The organism is Sorangium aterium (assembly GCF_028368935.1).
GTDB classification, from domain to species: Bacteria; Myxococcota_A; Polyangia; order Polyangiales; family Polyangiaceae; genus Sorangium; species Sorangium atrum.
The window spans coordinates 2,411,405-2,430,561 of record NZ_JAQNDK010000002.1 but is presented as its reverse complement, the minus strand read 5'-3'; the positions used below and the strand labels follow the sequence as shown (position 1 = coordinate 2,430,561).

General features: G+C 69.4%; 18 protein-coding genes. 5 read left to right on the top strand and 13 right to left on the bottom strand.

Annotation, left to right across the window (positions count from 1 at the left end):
• Positions 1–67: 67 nt before the first annotated feature.
• The gene (locus tag POL72_RS24105) at positions 68–1,426 is read right to left on the bottom strand and encodes an FAD-binding oxidoreductase (RefSeq protein ID WP_272097869.1); all 1,359 of its coding nucleotides are present in this window, start codon (positions 1,424–1,426) and stop codon (positions 68–70) included.
• Positions 1,423–1,593 (bottom strand): FCD domain-containing protein, encoded by a 171-nt coding sequence (locus POL72_RS24100; RefSeq protein ID WP_272097868.1) that lies wholly within the window; start codon positions 1,591–1,593, stop codon positions 1,423–1,425. Before POL72_RS24100 ends, POL72_RS24105 begins: the two co-directional genes overlap by 4 nt.
• A 933-nt stretch (positions 1,594–2,526) precedes the next feature.
• Between POL72_RS24100 and POL72_RS24095 the strand changes: the two genes are divergently transcribed.
• The 3 genes from POL72_RS24095 to POL72_RS24085 all read left to right on the top strand — a co-directional run bounded on the left by POL72_RS24095 (position 2,527) and on the right by POL72_RS24085 (position 4,700).
• Complete coding sequence (locus POL72_RS24095) at positions 2,527–3,351, top strand: acyl-CoA desaturase (protein WP_276596886.1); 825 nt, start codon at positions 2,527–2,529, stop codon at positions 3,349–3,351.
• Positions 3,352–3,647: 296 nt separating this feature from the next.
• On the top strand, positions 3,648–4,085 hold the full coding sequence (locus POL72_RS24090) for a hypothetical protein (protein ID WP_272097866.1): 438 nt from the start codon (positions 3,648–3,650) through the stop codon (positions 4,083–4,085).
• 204 nt (positions 4,086–4,289) lie between these two features.
• The gene (locus POL72_RS24085; RefSeq protein ID WP_272097959.1) at positions 4,290–4,700 is read left to right on the top strand and encodes a sensor histidine kinase; all 411 of its coding nucleotides are present in this window, start codon (positions 4,290–4,292) and stop codon (positions 4,698–4,700) included.
• A 55-nt stretch (positions 4,701–4,755) separates the two neighbouring features.
• Here POL72_RS24085 and POL72_RS24080 read toward each other — a convergent pair whose 3' ends face one another.
• Complete coding sequence (locus POL72_RS24080; RefSeq protein ID WP_272097865.1) at positions 4,756–5,661, bottom strand: alpha/beta fold hydrolase; 906 nt, start codon at positions 5,659–5,661, stop codon at positions 4,756–4,758.
• A gap of 318 nt (positions 5,662–5,979) precedes the next feature.
• On the opposite strand from POL72_RS24080, the gene POL72_RS24075 reads away from it, so the two are divergent.
• On the top strand, positions 5,980–7,119 hold the full coding sequence (locus tag POL72_RS24075; protein WP_272097864.1) for a hypothetical protein: 1,140 nt from the start codon (positions 5,980–5,982) through the stop codon (positions 7,117–7,119).
• A 173-nt stretch (positions 7,120–7,292) separates the two neighbouring features.
• On the opposite strand, the gene POL72_RS24070 is transcribed toward POL72_RS24075, so the two are convergent.
• From POL72_RS24070 to POL72_RS24055, 4 genes are all read right to left on the bottom strand, one after another.
• Positions 7,293–7,847, bottom strand: a complete 555-nt coding sequence (locus POL72_RS24070; protein ID WP_272097863.1) for a DUF1003 domain-containing protein — start codon at positions 7,845–7,847, stop codon at positions 7,293–7,295.
• Between the two features lie 172 nt (positions 7,848–8,019).
• Positions 8,020–8,814, bottom strand: a complete 795-nt coding sequence (locus tag POL72_RS24065; protein ID WP_272097862.1) for a hypothetical protein — start codon at positions 8,812–8,814, stop codon at positions 8,020–8,022.
• A 502-nt stretch (positions 8,815–9,316) separates the two neighbouring features.
• On the bottom strand, positions 9,317–10,636 hold the full coding sequence (locus POL72_RS24060) for a hypothetical protein (protein WP_272097861.1): 1,320 nt from the start codon (positions 10,634–10,636) through the stop codon (positions 9,317–9,319).
• A 672-nt stretch (positions 10,637–11,308) separates the two neighbouring features.
• Positions 11,309–11,659, bottom strand: a complete 351-nt coding sequence (locus tag POL72_RS24055) for a hypothetical protein (RefSeq protein WP_272097860.1) — start codon at positions 11,657–11,659, stop codon at positions 11,309–11,311.
• On the opposite strand from POL72_RS24055, the gene POL72_RS24050 reads away from it, so the two are divergent.
• Positions 11,640–12,344 carry a hypothetical protein gene (locus POL72_RS24050; protein ID WP_272097859.1) on the top strand — a complete coding sequence of 235 codons (705 nt, stop codon included), beginning with the start codon at positions 11,640–11,642 and terminating at the stop codon, positions 12,342–12,344. The two genes, POL72_RS24055 and POL72_RS24050, sit on opposite strands and share 20 nt — an antisense overlap.
• A gap of 136 nt (positions 12,345–12,480) precedes the next feature.
• Here the strand turns inward: POL72_RS24050 and POL72_RS24045 are convergent, their stop codons facing one another.
• From POL72_RS24045 to POL72_RS24020, 6 genes are all read right to left on the bottom strand, one after another.
• Positions 12,481–13,338: an ATP-dependent Clp protease adaptor ClpS gene (locus POL72_RS24045; protein WP_272097858.1), complete on the bottom strand. Its 858-nt coding sequence runs from the start codon at positions 13,336–13,338 to the stop codon at positions 12,481–12,483.
• Positions 13,339–13,407: 69 nt separating this feature from the next.
• Complete coding sequence (locus tag POL72_RS24040; protein WP_272097857.1) at positions 13,408–14,346, bottom strand: hypothetical protein; 939 nt, start codon at positions 14,344–14,346, stop codon at positions 13,408–13,410.
• Between the two features lie 256 nt (positions 14,347–14,602).
• Positions 14,603–14,977, bottom strand: coding sequence for a VOC family protein (locus POL72_RS24035; protein ID WP_272097856.1), 375 nt, complete (start codon positions 14,975–14,977; stop codon positions 14,603–14,605).
• Positions 14,978–15,049: 72 nt separating this feature from the next.
• Entirely contained in the window at positions 15,050–15,580 is a 531-nt protein-coding gene (locus POL72_RS24030; RefSeq protein WP_272097855.1) for a cupin domain-containing protein, read from the bottom strand.
• Between the two features lie 82 nt (positions 15,581–15,662).
• Complete coding sequence (locus POL72_RS24025) at positions 15,663–16,952, bottom strand: DUF1552 domain-containing protein (RefSeq protein ID WP_272097854.1); 1,290 nt, start codon at positions 16,950–16,952, stop codon at positions 15,663–15,665.
• A gap of 71 nt (positions 16,953–17,023) precedes the next feature.
• Positions 17,024–18,769, bottom strand: coding sequence for a DUF1592 domain-containing protein (locus POL72_RS24020; protein WP_272097853.1), 1,746 nt, complete (start codon positions 18,767–18,769; stop codon positions 17,024–17,026).
• Positions 18,770–19,157 lie beyond the last annotated feature (388 nt).

Sequence of the window (19,157 nt, the reverse complement as noted above, 5' to 3'; positions counted from 1 at the left end):
TGTGATGGGCTGTGATCGCGGCGCCGCCGAGCGAGGCGGCGCCGCGCAGCGCGGACATCACGCCACGTCAGCTGTCGATCACCTTTCCGGGGTTGAGGATGCCGCCCGGGTCGAAGGCGTGTTTGATGCGGCGGTGCAGCGCCAGCGACGCCGCGCCGAGCTGGCGGGTGAGGAGGCCGCGCTTGAGCGTGCCGACGCCGTGCTCGCCGGTGATCGTGCCGCCGAGGCCGAGCGCCTGCGCCATCACCTCGTTGAAAGCCGCGACCGCGCGCGCCTCGGCCGCGGCGTCCTTTCCGTCGAACACGACCAGAGGGTGAAGGTTGCCGTCGCCCGCGTGCGCCACCGTCGCGATGGTGGTCTGCGTCGCGGCGGCGATCGCGTCGACTCGACGGAGCATCTCCGGCAGCTGCGGCAGCGGCACGGCGACGTCGTCGACGAGCACCGTGCCGAGCTGCTCGACCGCCGTGAGCGCGAGGCGGCGCGCGGTGAGCATCATCTGCCCCTCGCTCTCGTCCTCGGTGGTGGCGATCACCGTCCCGCCGGCGGCCTCGCAGGCCGCCTGCATGCAGGAGAGCTCGGCGGACCCGGGCGCGTCGCTCTGCGCGATCAGCATCGCGGCAGCCTCGGTGTCGAGGCCGAGCGGGCGGAAGCGCTCGACGGCGCGGATGGCCGTGCGGTCCATGATCTCGAGCATCGACGCATCGACCGACCGGACGATCGCCGCGACCGCCCGCCCCGAGGCCTCTAGCGAGGTGAACGTCGCGACAAGCGTGGTCGCCCGCGGGGGCCGCCGGCGCAAGCGCAGCGTGATCTCGGTGATGAGCGCGAGGGTGCCCTCGGAGCCGACCAGGAGCCGCGTCAGATCGTAGCCGGCGACGTCCTTGCGGCTCCTGCCGCCTGTCCGGAGCACCGTCCCGTCGGCGAGGACCGCCTCGAGGCCGAGCACGTAATCGGACGTGACACCGTATTTCACGCAGCACAGGCCGCCGGCATTGGTGGCGACGTTGCCGCCGAGGGTCGAGACGGCGTAACTCGACGGGTCGGGCGGATACCACAGCCCCCGTTCGTGCGCGGCGGCCTTGAGCTCGCCGTTGAGCACCCCAGGCTGGACGACGGCGAGCATCGCGGCCTCGTCGATCGCGAGGATCCGGTTCATGCGCTCGAAGCTCACCACCACGCAGCCGTCGGTGGCGGTCGCGCCGCCTGCCACCCCGGTCCCGGCGCCGCGCGGCACCAGCGCGGTGCGGTGCCGGGTCGCCCACTGCGCCAGCGCCTGCACCTGGGCGGTCGAGGCCGGCCGCGCCACCGCAATGGGCCAGCCGCCGGGCGCCCAGAGGGCCTGATCGCGGCGATAGCCCTCCATGATGTCACGATCCGTCACCAGGCCGTCGCCCAGGATGAGGGCAAGTTCGTCGAGCGGGTTCATGTGCCGTAGAACTCCGAGAGGTGCGCCCTGAGGAGCGTCGCGGCCGACTTCGCGTTACCGCGCTCGACGGCGCGAAGGAGCGCCCGGTGCTCCTCGACCACCCGCGGGCGGATCGTCGCGAACGAGCGCGCCCGCAGCGCCTCTCGGAAGCGGGAGGCATTCGTCATGTTGCCCTTTGGTCAGACCAACGTACCGCCGGCGCTCATCGCCGTCAAAACAAAATCGGGAATCCATGCCAGGCGGGTGGAGGTAGCGGCCCGGGTAGTTCACGAGGCGATCGGTCGGCTGCCCGGCCTGACACCAGCACCGGGGAGGCGAGCAAGCTCGTTCCGATCATCAAGCCCGCTGTTCGCCCGTGGCTGCCAGCCTATCCTGGTCGGTGCTCGAGGCCTGCTGGCCCGGCCTGCATGCGCAAGGTGCTCACCCTTCTCGACGCGATACGAAGGCAGAACGGAGTTTGGCAGGTGGCTGCTCGACAAGGAACATGGCTGCTTCCTGGGAGGACGACGGGAATCAAGCTGGAGCTGAATCTGGGGCCGCAGGCGCGAAAGACAAAGATACGGCGGACGCCGAGTCGAGCGCCTCGGGAGCGTCCTGGTGGCCGTCGAGGTGTCAATTCCTTCGTACGCCCGGGCCCCCTCTTCGGCGACCGAGCCGCCACGCGCAGGCCGGTTACGACACGCCTCCTGCTGCGATCGAGCGGACCGCCCTCCCTAGAAATGGTGAGCCCGCTTCGATCGACCCAAGGCCACGAGGAGCACGTTGTCCTCGAGCGCACCAACGTCTCCAACGGACGCCCGATCAATCTACCGATGATCCTGACCGCGGCGTGCCAGTATGTCAGGGACAATGGCCAAGCCATCGCCCGTCGCCGTTCCTCTCGGAATCGTCCGAACAGGCGCGAGGACGTGCGGCCCCCGAGCGCAGGCCCCTCGCGGAGCGGCCCCGCGCTGCGGCCGGTGCGGGCAGGATCCAGCACGATGCCGTGCGGGAACTCTCTCCGTAGGATGGATGGTCGCAGCTCGTCGTCACGGACGGAACGGCGCGCTGCGGGGACATATGAAACGAGGCAGGTGGATCGTATCCAATGGGCTCGCATTATGATCGTGAGCTGGCTTCCCGCCAGGCGCGCTTCGTTGTATAAACCGCGGATGGAGTTAGTTGTTGTCCTCATCGCGCACTCCACACTCGCGGTCTTCTTCCAGACCTTCTTCCTCCACCGGTACGCGTCGCATCGGATGTTTACGATGTCGAAGCGCTCAGAGCGAGTGTTTCACCTTCTCACGTACCTCACGCAGGGCTCCTCGTTCCTCGTCCCCCGGGCCTACGCGATCCTGCACCGCGCGCACCACGCGTACAGCGACACGCCGAAGGACCCCCACTCGCCGCGGTACTTTGCCGAGCCCGCCTCGATGATGTGGCGGACCAAGATGCTCTACGATGCCATCTGCGACGGCACCGCCGACGTGGAGCCGCGCTTCCTCGGTGGCTACCCCGAGTGGCGCACGCTCGACCGCATCGGCAACTCGTGGATCAGCCGCATCGCGTGGGGCGCGGGTTACACGGTCTTCTACATGGCCTTCGCCTCGCACTGGTGGCAGTTCCTGTTCCTCCCGCTGCACTGGACCATGGGCCCGCTGCACGGGGCGATCGTGAACTGGTGCGGCCACCGCTACGGCTACCGCAACTTCAACAGCGACGACGACTCGCGCAATACGCTCGCCCTCGACATCGTGACGCTCGGCGAGCTCTTCCAGAACAACCACCACAAGTACTCGATGAGCCCCAACTTCGCGGTGCGGTGGTTCGAGATCGATCCGGCCTATCAGGTCATCCGTGTGCTGGCCTGGATGGGCGTCCTCCGGATGCCCGACAGGCGTCAGGTCGCCCGGCTGGAGGCCGACGTCACGCGGGCCGAGGGGTAGGCAGCCCGCTTCGGAGCAGAGCTCTCTCGGCGCCCGTCGGGCGATTCGTGAGAAGCTCGTAGGAAAGCCTCGCATCCGCAAGCATCCGCAAAATCAGCAAGCGCTTCATCGACTTATGGGGCGCTGCCGCCTTCGTTCTGCTACGCTTTACATTCACGGCGAAGCTGTGGGAGATGCCGCCTGGCCCCGTCGGCCACGAGCGGCGAGCAAGGCCGTCAAGCGACGATCGAGGCGACTCCTGCGGAACCTGGGAGGCACGCGCGCGGCGTGCGTCCCGCGCCCGGGAGAATGCCGATATGATCCACGCGTCTACGCCAAGTACCATGCCCGCCCCAGGCCCCACGCTCGCGGGCGCAGACCTCGCTCTGGGCTCGCCGCCGCGCGCGGAGCGGCTGCCGACCGATCTACGCGCGCTGGCGCGCTCTCTCGGCGGCCCCTTTGCTGGCCTCTCGTCCAGAGCGCGGTGGCGCCTCGCCTCCCTCTGCGATGGGCTCGCCGTGCTGATCCAGGCCCAAGACCATCACCGCGGCGCCGGTGACTCCGTGCGATCGTGGCCTGGCTTCCTCCTGAGCTCGCTGCTCGCGCTCCGCTTCGACGGGGAGGCGTCGCCGCTCTCTGCGCAGGAGGAGGCCTGGGTGGTCGCGGAGGTCGAGGCCGATTTCGAAGAGGCGTTCGCGGCGTTCAGGGTGCGGAGGGCACCTGGATGCTCACCAGCGCGCTTACCGCGGGCCTGACGCCCGTTCTGCTGTACGAGAGCGCGGCCAACGTGCTGCGCGGTGGAAAGTTGAGCGAGGACGGGAGCATCTTTTATCAGGGAGCGCTGTACACGATCGAGTCATCGCTCGACGGGAACACCGCACCGCGAAGTGAGCGGCAGCGTCTGACCGGTCGGCCGGATCGACCACGCTGACCGGAGGCCTTGAGGATCTCGACGCTCCATCGCGAGACCAGGCGCGTGCCTCCTCGGTCGCCCAGCTTCGGCCGGTCCATCTCACCCGGCCCGGCATCGCGCGGAACAAGGGCCGCCGCGACGCCACGGGAGGATCCGCGTTCGCGGCGAGCGCGCTGGGGGCGAGCTTCGCTTGTCGGTGAACGACACCGGCCCTGGAATACCCGACGACCTCCTGGAGCTCGTCTTCGAGCGATTCTGGCAGGCCGGTGGGAAGGACAGGAGAGGCCTGGTCCTCGGCCTCTACATCTGCAGGAGCATCGTTGAGGCTCACGCCGGCAGGATCTGGGTGGAGAGCAGGCTCGGCGAGGGCAGCACGTTTTATTTCACGATCCCGGGCGCCACCGGCAGCTTGTCTCCGCCGGCGAACGCCTCTCCCAGCGACCTCGGGTCGGTGTAGTCGCCCGCCCTCATCCGGACGCCTCGCTTCTCGATCTGCTCGCGGGCGGCGCGCGCTACTGCAGGTCGAGCAAGAACTCCTGTACGCGGGCCGATACCACGCCCCCTGCCTCGAGGAGCATCGCGTGGCCTGTGCGGGGCACGATCATCCACTCGGCACCCTGGATGAGGCGTCGCAGCATGTCGAGATCGGCCCGCAGGGCCATCACGTCGCGCTCGGGCGCGATCACCAGGACCGGCACCCGCACCTGGGGGAGGACGTCCGAAGCGCGTGCCGCCATCAACGACCGCAGAGACTCCCAGTAAGCGCGAAGGTCCATGGTCCCGACGGCGCGGAGGAAATGCTCCAGCTCCTCCCGAGGCGCCTCGGGCCCGAAGACGCCCGCGGCCTGGCCCAGGGGGAAGAGGGCGCTGGACGCCGTAACGCGGCGCACGACCGGCGCCATGCGAGGAACGATGGGGGCCGCCGTCCGCAGCGCCACACGGAGGGCCGCGCGCGCGCCGGGGATCCGGAAGGCGGCGCTCGATGCGTAGGGGTGATCGGCGCCGCCGGCGATGAGCACCATCGCGCGCACGAGATCGGGGCGGCGGCGATAGAGCTCGAGCAGCACCGTGACGCCCATGGAAAAGCCGATGTGCACCGGCGCGCCGGCGAACGCGCTACGAGCACGGACCGCCTCCGTCACCCGGAGAAGGTCGTCTGCGTGGGTCGGAATGGCGTAATCGCCCGAGCGCGCCGTCTCGCTCTGCCCGTGACCCCGGTAGCTCCAGTGGACCAGGTGGGTCGTCGTTGCGAGCGCGCTGACGAGGTGCTTCCAGAAGTTCTCCGTCGTGCTGAGGCCGTTCGTGAGGACGACGGGCGCTCGATCTCGCAGCTGCACCTCGCCTGGGCGCTGGTGCGTGTGCCACGCGATGCGCGTCCCATCGCTCGCGACGATGTGCCGAAGGATCGAACCTTCCATGATCGGAACGGACGGTAGCATGCGCGCTCTCGCGACGAGCGATCGACAGGATGGCGCGGCGCGGCCGCCTCAGCGCCGCCGGACGGCCGGACGTATCCCGCCCCGGCGCCTGGCTCAGGAACGCCTCCTTGAGACGCTGATCGACATACCCCGAAGGTGCCCCACACGTCCCCACCACGAGATTGATGAGCCGCGGCGCCCCGGAGGGCGCACTGCTGTCCAGGAAGTCGAGAGGATGCCACGACCGGGCCGGCGCTGGCCGGCGAGGCGCAGATGGCAACGGAGGAACCGATGATCCGTAGGGCTCGTATCGCGCTGGTGGCTCTCACACTCGCGCACCTGCCCGCCTGCGGCGAGGCCACGGCGACGGCCAGCGCGGAGATGGCCCTGAGCGAGGAGCTCGGCGCCGCGGCGCTGGTCGAGGAGCACGACGAAGGGAACGTCGCCTGGCGCATCGACGGGGACGGCCAGGTGAAGGCCGCGATCACCGCCAGCTCCGGTGTGCGCATCAAGGAGGACGTCGGTGGCACGCTCGTCTGGAAGCTGCCGTCCGGAGAGGCGCGGACGATCCCGCTCGCGATCGACGCGCGGACGGGGCTCCTGGTCGCGGCCGGGCCGAGGCTCGAGGCGGACCTGACGGAGATCAGCTACACGCTCACGGTCTCGGGCAAGGCGTGGAGCGGCGTGCTGCACGTGCCCGCGGGCGGCACGGCGGAGCTCGTGGCGAGCGCCAGGGTGAGCGTGGAGAGCAAGGTGTCCGAGGTCACGGTGGGCCCCCACGGCGGCTCCGTCCAGGTGGTCGGCGACGACCGGCTCGAGATGGTCGCCAACGAGGCCACGGGAGAGGTGCGCGTCTATGTGCTCGATGCTCACCTCAAGCCGGTCGCCATCGAGGGGCGAACGCTCAAGCTGGGTCTCGTGGCCGAGCGACCCGAGGTGCTGGTCCTCGCGCCGGCTTCTGCTGGGTTCTACTTCGTGGGCAAGCTCGCGGCGGTGGTGAACCCGTTCCGACTGACGGTCGCGCTCGGATTCCGCGGCACGACGCGCGTGGCGCTCTGGGGCTACCGGCCGGGCGTGCGCGTGATCGCGACGGCCGCGCGGGCGCCGCGGGTCAACATCCTCGTGAAGAGCTTCACAGATGGGCCTGACGTCGACGTGCACGTCGGCGCGCGCGCCGACGTGCACGTGAAGGTGCATGACCACGATCGCGGCGGCGACAAGGTCAAGGTCATGATCCATGACAAGGACCATGGCGGCGGCGACAAGGTCAAGGTCATGATCCATGACAAGGACCATGGCGGCGGCGGCACCAAGGTCATGATCCATGACAAGGATCATGGCGGCGGCGGCACCAAGGTCATGATCCATGACAAGGACCATGGCGGCAGCGGCAAGGCGAACGCGCATGGGAGCGGCGGCGGCGCGGCAAAGGCAGGCGGCGCCAAGGGCAAGCGCTGAGCTGCGCCGAGCCGCAGGCGCCGCAGCTGGGGGCTCGGCGCCTCCGAGGCATTTGGACTTCCCTCCCCCGGTGCTGCCCAAAAAGGATTCGCTCGAGGTGATGCTGAACTTGGTATGTTCGGCTCGCCACGCTGCGCACCGGGCTCATCCGGGCCTCGCGCGCTCACGCGGCCTCACGTGCCGGGCCTGTCGCGCGCCGCCCGCTCGATCTCCTCGATGACCTCTTCGGGCCGGACATCCCTCTTCAATTCGTCCAGGTTTGCGTCCTGTCCGCTGGTGACACCGAGATGACGAGCGATGTCGTCCACGAGGCCGATCAAGCGCGTGACCTCGTGCTCGGCGAGGAGGTTGATCTGGAGGTCCAGATCAGCCCGTTTGTCCGCGAGCGCCTGCATCCGGTTCTGGCTGATGAGCACGAAGGTCGACAGGAAGATCGCCTCGACCGATGCGATCATCGCCAGCATCACGAACGGGAATGGGTCGAAGGGCTGGATCCAGGGGACGATGCCCAGGTTCAACAGGATCCAGCCCCCGAACAGGAGAGCGTGGATATAGACGAAAGGCATGCTCCCCGCGAAGCGGGTGATCGCGTCTGCCACCATCTCTCGATGGGTCTTTCCACGTTCCATCTTCTCTCGTACGGCGAGCAGGGTCTCTATATTGCGCCGAACCAGGTTGTTCAGCTCGCTCGCGTTCGCGTGACGTCGATTCCGATCCATCGAGGCCATGCGGGATGCAAGTTTCGCCCCCAGGGGACGATCTGCGCCCTTCTCGGCGTGGCCGTGCCCGCAAGGGCTGGCTGGCTGCTGCGCCAGCCCGCAGGGCGTCGGGAAGGAGTGGCTCCAACCCGGGCCCGACCGCCGGTGCCTGGGCCTGGTGCGCGCCAGCGAGCGCGCGCCCTCAGGGCGTGAACATGCCCGTGTACGTCTGAGCCTGGGCCAGCGTCGCTCCTCGGTACTTGAAGGGCGCCTGTCGCGTGTGCTCGCCCAGGTACGCGGTGATCTGCACGCTGTAGTACCGCCCGCTCTCGAGCACGCCCTCCGGCACCTTGACCGTGGTCGCCGTGGTATCGACGCTGAGCACGCTCGTGCGCTGGCTCAACACCGCACCGTCCGCGTCCTTGATGTCATCATACAGGAAGACGACGACGCGATACCCGTCCGGCTCGCCCAGGTCCGGCGGCTCGAAGGTGATGGTCGGTGTCGCGCCGGCGCCCTCGGTCACCTTGTCCACCGGCAGGCTCACGCCGTCGATCCGCGGGTCCCGCGGCAAGCCGAGCAGCGCCTCCACCGCCGCGCCGTTCGCGTCCTCGGCGCTCGTGACGACCGCAATGAAGCCGCGCAGGCTCTCCTGGACCTCATCGACGGGATGCATCACCCGCGTGCGGAACGTCACCCTCACGTCGAGCAGCTCCATGCCTCTCTCGGCGTACGGGTTGCCATACCGGTACGTCGCCGCGTGGTCGCCGGGGTGGAACGTCGTCAACGCATCGTTGCACCCATCCGGGCAAAGCTCAGCCTCGCACGTGTCGTCCGTCGAGAAGCAGGTCGGGTCGACCGGCTCCTGGCCGCTCGTGACCTGCGCCTGGAGCAACGTGGGGGTGCTTCCATAGAGGGGCACGCCGGTGCCGGGCTCCTGGTACATCACCATCGAGGTGACCGTGCTCGAGAGGGCGACCGGCGCGTTCGCCGTCACCTGCGCGATGAACCGCGATATCCGGAGGTCGGCCGCGCGCCGTCGCCTGCAGCATCGCGCGGCTCTTCGGCGCGTTCGTCGCGCGCTCGTCCGGCGCGGTGGTCGTCACGATCCAGTACTCGCCCTCGGGCACCGCCGGGATCTCCCAGCGCGAGCCGTCGGCCGACAGCGCGCCCGGGAAGACCTGCGCCGCGCCGTCCGCGGCGACCACCTGGGCCTCGACGGACTCGTACTCCGACATGTCCCGGCTCACGGTGATCTCGCCGCCCTCGGTGACGTACCGATCGGTCAGGCCGAGTACCACGCCCTCGAACGGCTCTACGTCATCTCCACATCCCGGCAAGGTCGCAAGGATCGTTATCACCAGCACTGAAGAGCGATGAGTCCACGTGCGCATCGTCCCAGTAGACGAAAGCGTGCACAAGCAGCGCAAGCGGAAAATTCCGCCCGATGCGGTTCTCCCTCAGGCGCGCTCGCCGTCAGGCGCGCTCGCCGCGGCCGCTCACGCGGCGACGAGCATCCGTTCCCCGTCGCGCCGCGCCGCCGCCCACGTCTCGTCCCAGGCGGCGTCGGCCTCCGCGCGCGGGAGCCGGCCGAAGGCCTGCACCTCCTTCCGCTCGCCCTCGACCTCGGCGTCGTCCGCCGGCGGGGCCGGCGCCGGCCCCGTCATCGCGTCGCCGACCGCCTCGCGCACCTCGCGCCCGCCCTCGGCCAGGCAGTAGGCGAGCACGCGCCACCCGAGCTCGGCGTGCAGCGCCTCGTCGCGCGCGATCTCGCCGAGCGCCGCGCGCACGCCTGCGTCCTTCGCCCCCGCGAGCGACCGGCGCGCCCGGGCCGCCGCCGTGCCCTCGCCAAGACAGCCGTCGTGCCACGCCTCGAGCGCCATCCGCACGAGCGCCGCCTGGCGGTCGGCGTCGCGCGCCGCCGGAGGCGGGAGCAGCGCTGGCCTGAGGCGCCACCCCGCGAGCGCGCTCGCGATCGCGCTGCACCGCGCCGTGTGGCGGACCTCATCGCCGAGCGCGCCGAGCGCCCGCGACACGAGCGACGCGGGCGCGCCCACCGCCATGAGGTCCCGCGCGAGGGCGAGGAACGCCGGGATGGAGCCGCACTCGGCCCGCGCGCTGTCCAGCCACGCCCCCGCGAGCGCCGCCCGGGTCGCGCGATCGAGCCGCGCGGGGCGCGATGCAGCGGGGCCCAGCCCGAGCACCGGCGGGAGCACGACCCCATCCGCCGTGCGCAGCGGCCGGCCGTCGATGACATGGGACCGCTCTCCGAAAGGCCGATTGGCGCGGACACCCATGCCAAACATCCCCTCGGGGACGAACAGCTCGCCCGACAGCGGAATGACCGCGCGCGCCGAAAAATCGACGACCACAGGCTCGAACAGGCTGGCCATCGCGCCGATGTGGAGGCCGTGCTGCGCCGGGAACTCGTCGCTGATGCGGGTGCGGTACGTCCAGCCGAGCTCACCGTCGATGCTGCAGGCGACGGCCTGGTCGGAGTTGCCCGAGGTATCGCCGCCGCCATGGCTGCCTATCGCGAAGCGGCCGGCAGAGAAGTCGAGCCATGTCGCCTGCACGAACGGACCGAATCCCATGCGACCCGAATCGAACACTCCGGCCATGCTGCCCTCCATCAGGAACGTCGCGCGGAGGTCGCCGCCAAGACCGAAGGCGAGCTTCTGGCCGAAGGAGACCGACACGGAGACCCCGATCGACATGGCAAAAGAATCGTCGGCGCGCGCCTGGCCGGGCAGCGAGACGAGGGCGGCGACACCGAGGGCGGCAAGCGTGGGCGGGAATGCGCGGGAACCCAAAGACATGGAACCTCCGTAAGTTCAAAAGGGGGCCAAGAATCGATCTCGACTCCAAATTTACCAGATGGCGCGAATCGGGACGACCGCGTTGCATGACGGAAAGCGGCTCTGGAGGGCGGGAGCACGCGCCGCGCGCGGGGTCCGTTCGGAGCTCCATGCTGCCCGACCGACGGCGAGCGAGCTCGTGGCGGAGAAGGCGTCACGCGCAACAGAGCGCGACCTTCTGGGCGGAACATCCCATCCAAGAGCCCGCGAAAAAGATTGACCTCCCATCCCGCGGCGCTGACACATAGTCATCTGGGTGTTGCAAAAAGTTTGCCGAATTGAGAAATTCCCACCGCCAGGCGGATGGGGCACCGGCGCCCTCGGCTGGACCGTGATCCCCATGTCTCTCGCCTGCTCGACCTCGGGGGTGCGGCTGGCAGCAACGACACGTCGGGCTCGGAGGGCGCAAGGCGGTGGGCTCCATGGCGATCGCGCACGGCCGGGTCGATCGGGTCATCTCGGCCCCGCTCGAACGACCGGTGGTGATCGCGGGGCTCACCTCCTGCGACAGCTCGCAGCGCCCCGAGGGCAGGACCTGCCGCGCGCCCTCCCATGCCAGTGAGCCTCGCCGCCCCGCGGCGCGGCTGCCCTCCTGCTTAACACGAGAAAGGAAACGGAGACCATGACACGCACTTATCGCCACTTGCTGCTGCCTCTGACCCTCGCGCTCTTCTCGCACGTGGTCGGCTGCTCCGGTTCAGGCTCGGATGCGGACACCTCGAGCGACGGCTCGACCACCTCCGGCGGCGGCACCACCTCATCCACCTCCGGCGGCGGCACCACCTCGTCCACCTCCGGCGGCGGCACCACCTCATCCACCTCCGGCGGCGACACCACCTCGTCCACCTCGAGCGGCGACACCACCTCATCCACCGCGAGCGGCGATACCACCTCGTCCACCTCGAGCGGCGATACCACCTCATCCACCGCGAGCGGCGGGACGACCGAGAGATTCAGCTTCTTCGTGACCAGCCTCGCCGCCATGCGGGAGCTGTCGGGCTCCCAGGATGGCTTCGGGGGCGACCTCCGCTTCGGGGAGACGGGGCCGGGCGCCGGTCTCCGCGGCGCGGACAAGATCTGCGCGACGATCGCCGAGAAGAGCCTCCCGGGCGCAGGGGGCAAGACGTGGCGCGCGTTCCTGAGCGCCACGGCAGGCGAGGACGGGAATCAGGTCAACGCAATCGACCGGATCGGCGAGGGGCCCTGGTACGACCGGCTGGGCCGGCTGGTCGCGAACGAAAAGGAGGAGCTGCTCAACACGCGTCCCAGCGGGGCCGACGCGGCGATCATGAACGATCTGCCGAACGAGGACGGCGTCCCCAACCACCAGCCCGATCCGAACCAACCCGCGGTCGACAACCACGACACCCTGACGGGCTCCAACGCCCAGGGGCAGCTCCAGGGCGCCACGGCGACGTGCAAGGACTGGACGGCGAAGACGGGAGACAGGGCCGAGGGTGGACCGCAGCTTGGACACTCGTGGCCGCGGGGCGGCGGCGGCGGCCCGGGCGGGGGCGGGAGCGGGTCCCACTGGATAACGTCTCACAATGCACCGGGGTGCGCGCCGGGGGTCACCATCGTGGACATAGGAGGCCCCCAGCAGGGCTCGAACACCGTCGGCGGCGGCGGCGGCTACGGCGGCATCTACTGCTTCGCCCTGACGCCCTGACGCAGGCAACCCGGCGCACGCCGCCTCCCGCGACAACACCATGAGCCGCCCCGAACTGCCGGCTGAACGACGAGCTCATCGAGCTCACCGCGGGGCCGTCGTGCTGGATCGGGCTCTGGCGGCGCCGGCCGTCGTCTCAGGAGGATTGCGGCGCGCGCAGCTCGCCGCCGCGCGCCTCCTCCGCCCGGGCGGGCTCGGTCGCCCAGGTGAAGCCCATCTCCTCTGCCGCCGGGCCGAGCGTGATCCGGATCGGCATGCCGCGCTCGCGTGCGACCTGCGTCGCGCGCGCCAGGAGCCCGGCGGCGACGTCCGGCGGATACGGGCCCGCTGCGGCGGAGCCCGCGAGGTGCACGGTCAGCATGAAGTGCGTCGCCTCGACCTCGTCCATTCCGAAGCAGTCGACGAGCAAGCGCTCCACGGCTTCCATCCTGGTCACGTCGTCGTTCCAGAGCACGATCTCGACCAGCTCGCCTGCATGGTTGCTGCGCTCCGGGGCACGGGGCGGCTCCCGGCTCGCCTGGTCGAGGTCGGGACACGCCCTCGTGAGCAGCGCGGCGGCGAAGCAGCGCTCCCCCGCCGACTGCGCCACGACCACCAGATCGATCGGCGACGGGCCCCGCCACGACACCGACCTCGACCAGGCGCGATCCACGATGGCATTCGCGGCCGGCGATAACTCGAGCGTGGCGAGGTCCGTGGGTGCCTCGCGCGGCCCCGCGAGGTGTTGAGTCAGCTCGCGCCGCAGGGACGCGGCGCTCGCGCCGGCCGATGCGACCAGCATTGCCACCCGGCGATCGCAGAGCGCAGCGAGCACGACATGCTCCGGGAGCAAGACCCGCTGCCCGCGCCGGACGGCTTCGAAGCTCGCCGTGTACATGACCACGGTGCTATCGCCGCGCGGGCGCGCGCGTGAGCGCCGCTTCCGCCGGCGGTGAAGGATGGCGAGCCCGGTCGCCAGCACGAGGAGCAAGAGCCCCACGAGGAGGATGCGCATCTGCCCTGCGCATCCTACGCCGAAAGGAGGGTTGCCTCCAGCCCGCCTCGTGGGGCGCGGGCTCCGCGATCAGTTACAGGGCCCGAGGTCGGCCCACTCGGCCGGGCACCAAGACGTCGGGTTGCTGGGCGGGCAATCCGGGTGCGACCACCAGATCTGCTGGGTCGCCGACCAGAGGTGGCCGCCGTTGGTGACCTGCGTGGAGGGCGTATACACCTGCGCCGACGCCCACGCGGGCACGCCGCTGCAGTTGCTCGTGGGCACGGTCGACGTGCAGGCCTCCCAGGTCGACGGCGACGCGCTGAGGTTCTTGTTCTGGTAGACGTAAGGAGCGGCGTCGTGGAACGACCAGGTGCTCGCGCCCGACATGTTCTGCCAGGCGCCCGCCGTCGTCTTCACCTGCTGGCGAAGCATCTTGATGGGCGCCTGGCAGGAGACCTGCGGCTGGGGATACTGCGGGCCCACGTCGGCGAAATGCTCGATGTCGTGCGCATACATCTCGACGGTGGTGCGCGCGTCCTGGGCGAGGAACTGCCAGCCGGCGCCGTTCTTCATGTCGACATAGAGGCAGAGCTGGGCGCCGGTCACGCTCGCGACGCGCTCGGGCGTGCACCACTCGTACTTGAAGACGACCTGCTGCCCGGGCTGCAGGTTGCCGAGCGAGCCGCCGCAGGTGCCACCCGAGCCCCACTGGGTGTTGCAGCTCGAATGATTCCCCGTGACGCCGTTGTCATCTCCGAAGTAGTAGACGAACCACCCGTCCGGGCTGTGGTAGATGCCAGACTCTAGATTGTAGTACCACTGGCCAACCGCGGTCCAGGCCGTGGACGCGTTGAGGAGCTGAGGGACCTGCCACTCGATGAGCCAGCCACGGGTGTCACCGACGGTGCCCGTGTAGCTGCTCGTCAGATCGTAAGTTCCGCGCTGGCTCGCCACGCCGAGGCTCTCCTCGTCGTCCGCGCCGGCACCGGCGGTGCATGCGGCGGCGCCGAGGGCTCCGAGGAGCAACAGCGCCGCGCCAATCCGCGGCAGGACAGCGCGTGACGGACGGAGAGAATTGGCATGCATCGACAGAGTGTTCTTCTCGATCATAAGGATTCTCCTGAGAGCGATGTTTTCCCCCGCGGCCCTGAATAGCGCGAGCCGAGGCCACCGACCGTTAAGTCGTGTTAAGGCGAACGACGTGATTCAGGGGTCAGGCGCTGGGCGCGCGGGAGCAGGTCGCGGCGTAGGTCGATGCGCTGGTGGCGACGTGGAGTACTGCTCAGCCCGCGTCAGCGTCGATGATCTCGATGCGGTTCCCGAACGGATCGTCGGTGTGGAACCGCCGCACGCCGGGCAGCTCGTCGCTCCAGCGGACGGCGTGGCCCGCGGCCAGGAGCGCGGCGGCGATCTCGTCGATGCCCCTCACGGCGAAGCCGGGGTGCGCCTTGCGCGCCGGCTGGAAGTCGCGCTCGACGCCGAGGTGCACCGTCACGCCGGCCGCGCGGAACCAGGCGCCGCCGCGGGACGCGAGCGGCTCGGGCTTGGGGACCTGCTCCATCCCGAGCACGTCCCGGTAGAACGCCACGGCGCGCGGCTCCTGCCCGGGCGGCATGGCCAGCTGCACGTGATCGATGCACAGGAAGGTGAAGGGCATGCTCCATCCAGGATACATCGACGCGACGCGGTCCGCGAGCGGCGCCCCACCGCGCGCGACCTCGAAGCGCGTTCACCGGCGCGCCGCCTCCCATTCGGGGCTGCTCAGGAAGTACGTATCGTAGAGCTCCTGCACGTCGCGCAAGGTCTCGGGCGGCTCCTCGCCGCGGGCGATGCGCGTCAGCTTGCGGAAGTAGTCGAAGCGCTCGACCCCTGGGGTGATGACGACCAGGAGCTCCGCGCCCTTGCCGCGCGCGGCGGCGAACGCGTGGGCGACGCGCGGAGGGACCACGAGGAGATCGCCCTTCTCGGCCGTCACGACGTCGCTCCCCGAGAGGACCTGCACGGCGCCGTCGAGCACGTAGAACATCTCGGCCGAGCCGTCGTGGCGATGGGGCCGCGCGCCGTCCGCGTCCTTCGCGAGCGTCACGCGCACGGTGGAGAGGGCTCCGCCCGTCGCGCTGCTGTCCGCGAGGAGCTGGATCCGCGCGGCGGGAGAGCCGACGATCTCAGCGTCGGCGCCACGGACGACGACCGACCGATCGAAACAAGGCTGGATGATCGACATGCCGCCCAGTGAAGCACCCGCGGGAGGAGCGCTCACCTGGAAAAGCCTACGGAGCGCGCCCGCAGGCGGGGCGCCGCATGCGCTGCGTTCCGCGCCGCCGGCGGGAGGCGGCGCCTGCTCACGTGAGCGGCAGGGCGCCCCCGGTGTTCAAGACGCCCTCGCCGAAGCTCTTGACGTCTTCGAAGCCCATGTAGTGGAAGCAGCTCACGAGCATGTCGGCGAAGGAGCGATCGCCGCGGAAATCCACCAGCCGCCCGCGCCGGAAGTAGTCGTGAGCCTTGCCGGCGAACACGACCAGGCTGTCCTCGATGCTGTGGCTGTCGCCCTGCCCGAGCTCGTTCCAGTGCACGACGAGCGTATGATCCCAGAGCGTGCCGTCGCCGTCGCTCGTGTTCTTCAAGATCTCGTAGAGCTTCGTGTTCTGCTCCCAGAGGTGCCTGTGGATCTTGCGCACCTTGGCGAACGAGTCGTCATCGCTGTTGTGCGAGATGTCGTGGTGCCCGTCGCTGAGGCCCAGGTTCGAGTAGACGCGGTTGCTGGTGTTGCCGCTCCAGTTGAAATGCACCACGCGCGTCAGATCGCAGGCGAACGCGAGGGCGCTGATCTTGAAGAACAGCTCGCCCATGATCGCGTGGTTCTCGTCGGCGTACGGGTTGAGCCGCTCGCCGAGCGGGGTCTTCACGCACGCGGCCGCGCCGTTGCCGGCCTGGAGCGCGCGCTCGACGTCGCGCATCGCGTCGAGGTGCTGCTGGATCTTGACGCGGTCCTCGGCGCCGACCCGGGTGAGCAGGGAGTTCCCCTCTTCGCGCACCAGATCGATGGCCGACTGCTTCTTCGCCAGGCGCCTCAGCACCTCTTGCTGCGCGCCCCCGTCGTCGGGCATGGAGGCGAAGATCCGGGCGTAAGCCTCGTACGGGTCGGTCTCCGGCGGGATCGGGTTCTGCTCGCCCGCGGGCCCCGCGTGGGAGTGCGTGTTCCAGATGTCGTTCCACTTGTCCCCGACGCGGTACACGAGGTGCCGGTGAGCGATGCTCTCGTTGGCTTCCAGCACGCGACCGCCGATCGCGTAGTCGGCGCTCGGCCCCTCCACGTAACCGATCGTGCTCTCGGTGCCCCCGATGGGGAACGATCCGGTGCCGGACTTCCACGGAGCGAGCGAGCTGCCGCCCTGCTGGTGGTTGTCGGCCCGCTCGGACTCCGGCAGATCGTAGAAGTGCTTGTGCAGGTTGTTGAGAAAGAGGAGATCCTCGCGGTAAGGCTCGAGCGGGGCGAGGAACTCGCCGAGCTGAAAGCTCGTCTCGCCGCGGGCGTCGAAGCGCCTCTCCGTCTCGTCGCCGTTCGCCTGGAACACGAACATGATACGGCGCGGGGACGGCGTCGTCTGGGCTCGCGCGCGGCTCGAACGCATCGCATCGAGGAACGGGAGCGCGAGCGCAACTCCGGATGCGCCACGCAGGAAGGTACGGCGGCTCAGAGGTTTCATTGTTTCTCCGGGACGATGACGGGGCGGTAGCGGAAGGCGTCGGTCTGCGTGAGCGCGACCACGAGCTCGGACAGGCTGTAGCCGCTGTCCTTGAACGCGAGCGAGAGCGACGCCATCGAGCAGCGATCGGCGTCGGTCTTGTCGCGGCCGTAGAAGAAGCGGAAGTTTTGCAGCACATAGCAGGCGCGCGCCTCCTCGCTCTGCGCGAGGCGCTGTCCCAGCTCGGCGGCGTTCGCCACAGGGCCGTTGACGTCGCGCGTGCTCGAGATGGCGCTCGAGGTGTCGATCGGCCTGCCGGCCTCGTCCGTGGTGCGGGGGCGGCCCACGGCGTCGAACGACTCGAACACAACGCCGATGGGATCCATCAGCGAGTGGCACCCCGCGCAGCTCGGCTCGGTGCGGTGGAGCTCGAGGCGCTCGCGCTGCGAGAGCCCCTCTCCCAGGCCCTCGAGATCGAGCTTCACGTTGTTGGGCGGCGCAGGCACGATCTGGCACAGGAGATCGGTGCGCACCTTGAGGCCGCGGCGGACGATGGAGGTGCGGGTCGCCTTGTCGCGCGTGAGCATCATGCCCTGGGTCAGCACGCCCGAGCGGCCAGGCATGTCGACCCTGACGAAATCGTCGCCGCTCACCCCGCTCACGCCGTAGTGCTGCGCGAGCGGGCCGTTCACGAAGCTGTAGTCGCCGGCGAAGAGGTCGCCGAGCGAGCCGCTCGGGCTCGCGAACAGGTCCTTCACGAACGTGCGCGTCTCCGCTCGCAGCAAGGCGGGCAGGTCGCGCGAGAGGTCCGGATACACCGCCGGATCGCGGTTCATGCTGCTCAGGATGTCGGTGTCGAGCCACTGGTCGAAGTACTCGAGCAAGCGCTCGGCCTTGGGATCGGCCAGCATGCGCCGCACCTGGGCTTCGAGCTGCTCTGGCGTGCCGAGCTCGTCCGCCTCCGCCTCCCGCGTGAGCTCCTCGTCCGGATGCGACTGCCAGACAAGGTACGAGAGCCGCGAGGCCATCTCGTACGGCGTGGGCTCGGTGACGTCACCCGTGCTCGCCTGGCCAAGCTCGACGCGATAGAGCACGTTCGGCGACTGCAGCATGCTGAAGACGACCCACTCGATGCCGTCTTCGAAGGTGTACCCGTCCGATCCTGCGGTGAAGCGCTCCTCGTAACTCTGGACCTCGGCCTCCGTGAGCGGCCGCCGGTACGCCTTGGCGCCGAAGGCGCGGATGAAGTCGCGCGCGCACTCGAGCTCACCGAGCTCCTCCGGATCGCAGTCGACAAGGCCCGAAGCGTGGGCCGCGACAGCGGCGACCTGCTCCGCGGCGTCGAGGAACTTCTGCGCGACGAGCGAGCCGACGGTCAAGAAGCTCGCGTTGTTGCGGAAGCCGAGCGACTCGGACTCGTTCGGGAACGTGGCGACCACCTTGTCGACGGTGGAGGCCACGCCCGGGACGCCGGAGAAGAGATCCTTCACCGTGTTGGCGTACTCGTAATTGCTGAGACGGCGGAGCGGCGCGGTACCGGGCCTCGGCGTCTGGCAGAACGCCGAATCCAGCACGTCTTCCGGGGGTTCGACGATCCCAGGCTCGTCCCCGCCGGGGCCTGTGCCAGCGCCCGTGGACTGGCCGGGCCCGCCGATCTGGCCGTTGCAAGCCGCGACGAACGCGAGCAGGAGCGGCGCAGCGTACCTGAGGTGTGAGCCGAAAAGCTCGAGAGGCCAGCGATGCGTGTGTTGCTCGGGGTTCACCGTGTTCTCCACGCCGCGCCCGAAGAAAGGCACGAGTTGGTGCGAGCGCCGACCACATGGATTGGCACCTGCACGGGTTCCCGACGCTGCGACTCAACAGCGCCGATTTGATATGATGTACCAGAACCTGTCCCGTCCGGCTCACGGCAGAGGTCGATCGCGAACATTTTTGTGCCCCAACGACCCACCAACCCACCCATTTTATCTACCGCCGTCGCGTTTTTTGAATCCCGACGGTATCAGCGCGCGGCGTCTCGCTGCACATCACTGCTGAGAGCAGATACTTCAACCACCAACGATTTCGATGCCTGGACGTCGAGACGTCGGGATCGCGCTGGAGGAGAAGGCGCCTTCCTTCCGTCGTGAGGTCGTGGCACCATCGCCGCGC

What these genes read in the sequence shown, in the direction of transcription:
- POL72_RS24090 (WP_272097866.1), top strand. Translation starts at nt 3,648, where the DNA reads ATGATCCACGCGTCTACGCCAAGTACCATGCCCGCCCCAGGCCCCACG.
- POL72_RS24080 (WP_272097865.1), bottom strand. Translation starts at nt 5,661, where the DNA reads ATGGAAGGTTCGATCCTTCGGCACATCGTCGCGAGCGATGGGACGCGC.
- POL72_RS24100 (WP_272097868.1), bottom strand. Translation starts at nt 1,593, where the DNA reads ATGACGAATGCCTCCCGCTTCCGAGAGGCGCTGCGGGCGCGCTCGTTC.
- POL72_RS24045 (WP_272097858.1), bottom strand. Translation starts at nt 13,338, where the DNA reads ATGCGCATCCTCCTCGTGGGGCTCTTGCTCCTCGTGCTGGCGACCGGG.
- POL72_RS24060 (WP_272097861.1), bottom strand. Translation starts at nt 10,636, where the DNA reads ATGTCTTTGGGTTCCCGCGCATTCCCGCCCACGCTTGCCGCCCTCGGT.
- POL72_RS24025 (WP_272097854.1), bottom strand. Translation starts at nt 16,952, where the DNA reads ATGCGTTCGAGCCGCGCGCGAGCCCAGACGACGCCGTCCCCGCGCCGT.
- POL72_RS24070 (WP_272097863.1), bottom strand. Translation starts at nt 7,847, where the DNA reads ATGGCCTCGATGGATCGGAATCGACGTCACGCGAACGCGAGCGAGCTG.
- POL72_RS24095 (WP_276596886.1), top strand. Translation starts at nt 2,527, where the DNA reads ATGATCGTGAGCTGGCTTCCCGCCAGGCGCGCTTCGTTGTATAAACCG.
- POL72_RS24035 (WP_272097856.1), bottom strand. Translation starts at nt 14,977, where the DNA reads ATGCCCTTCACCTTCCTGTGCATCGATCACGTGCAGCTGGCCATGCCG.
- POL72_RS24055 (WP_272097860.1), bottom strand. Translation starts at nt 11,659, where the DNA reads ATGGCGGCGAGGCTGGTCACGAAGAAGCTGAATCTCTCGGTCGTCCCG.
- POL72_RS24105 (WP_272097869.1), bottom strand. Translation starts at nt 1,426, where the DNA reads ATGAACCCGCTCGACGAACTTGCCCTCATCCTGGGCGACGGCCTGGTG.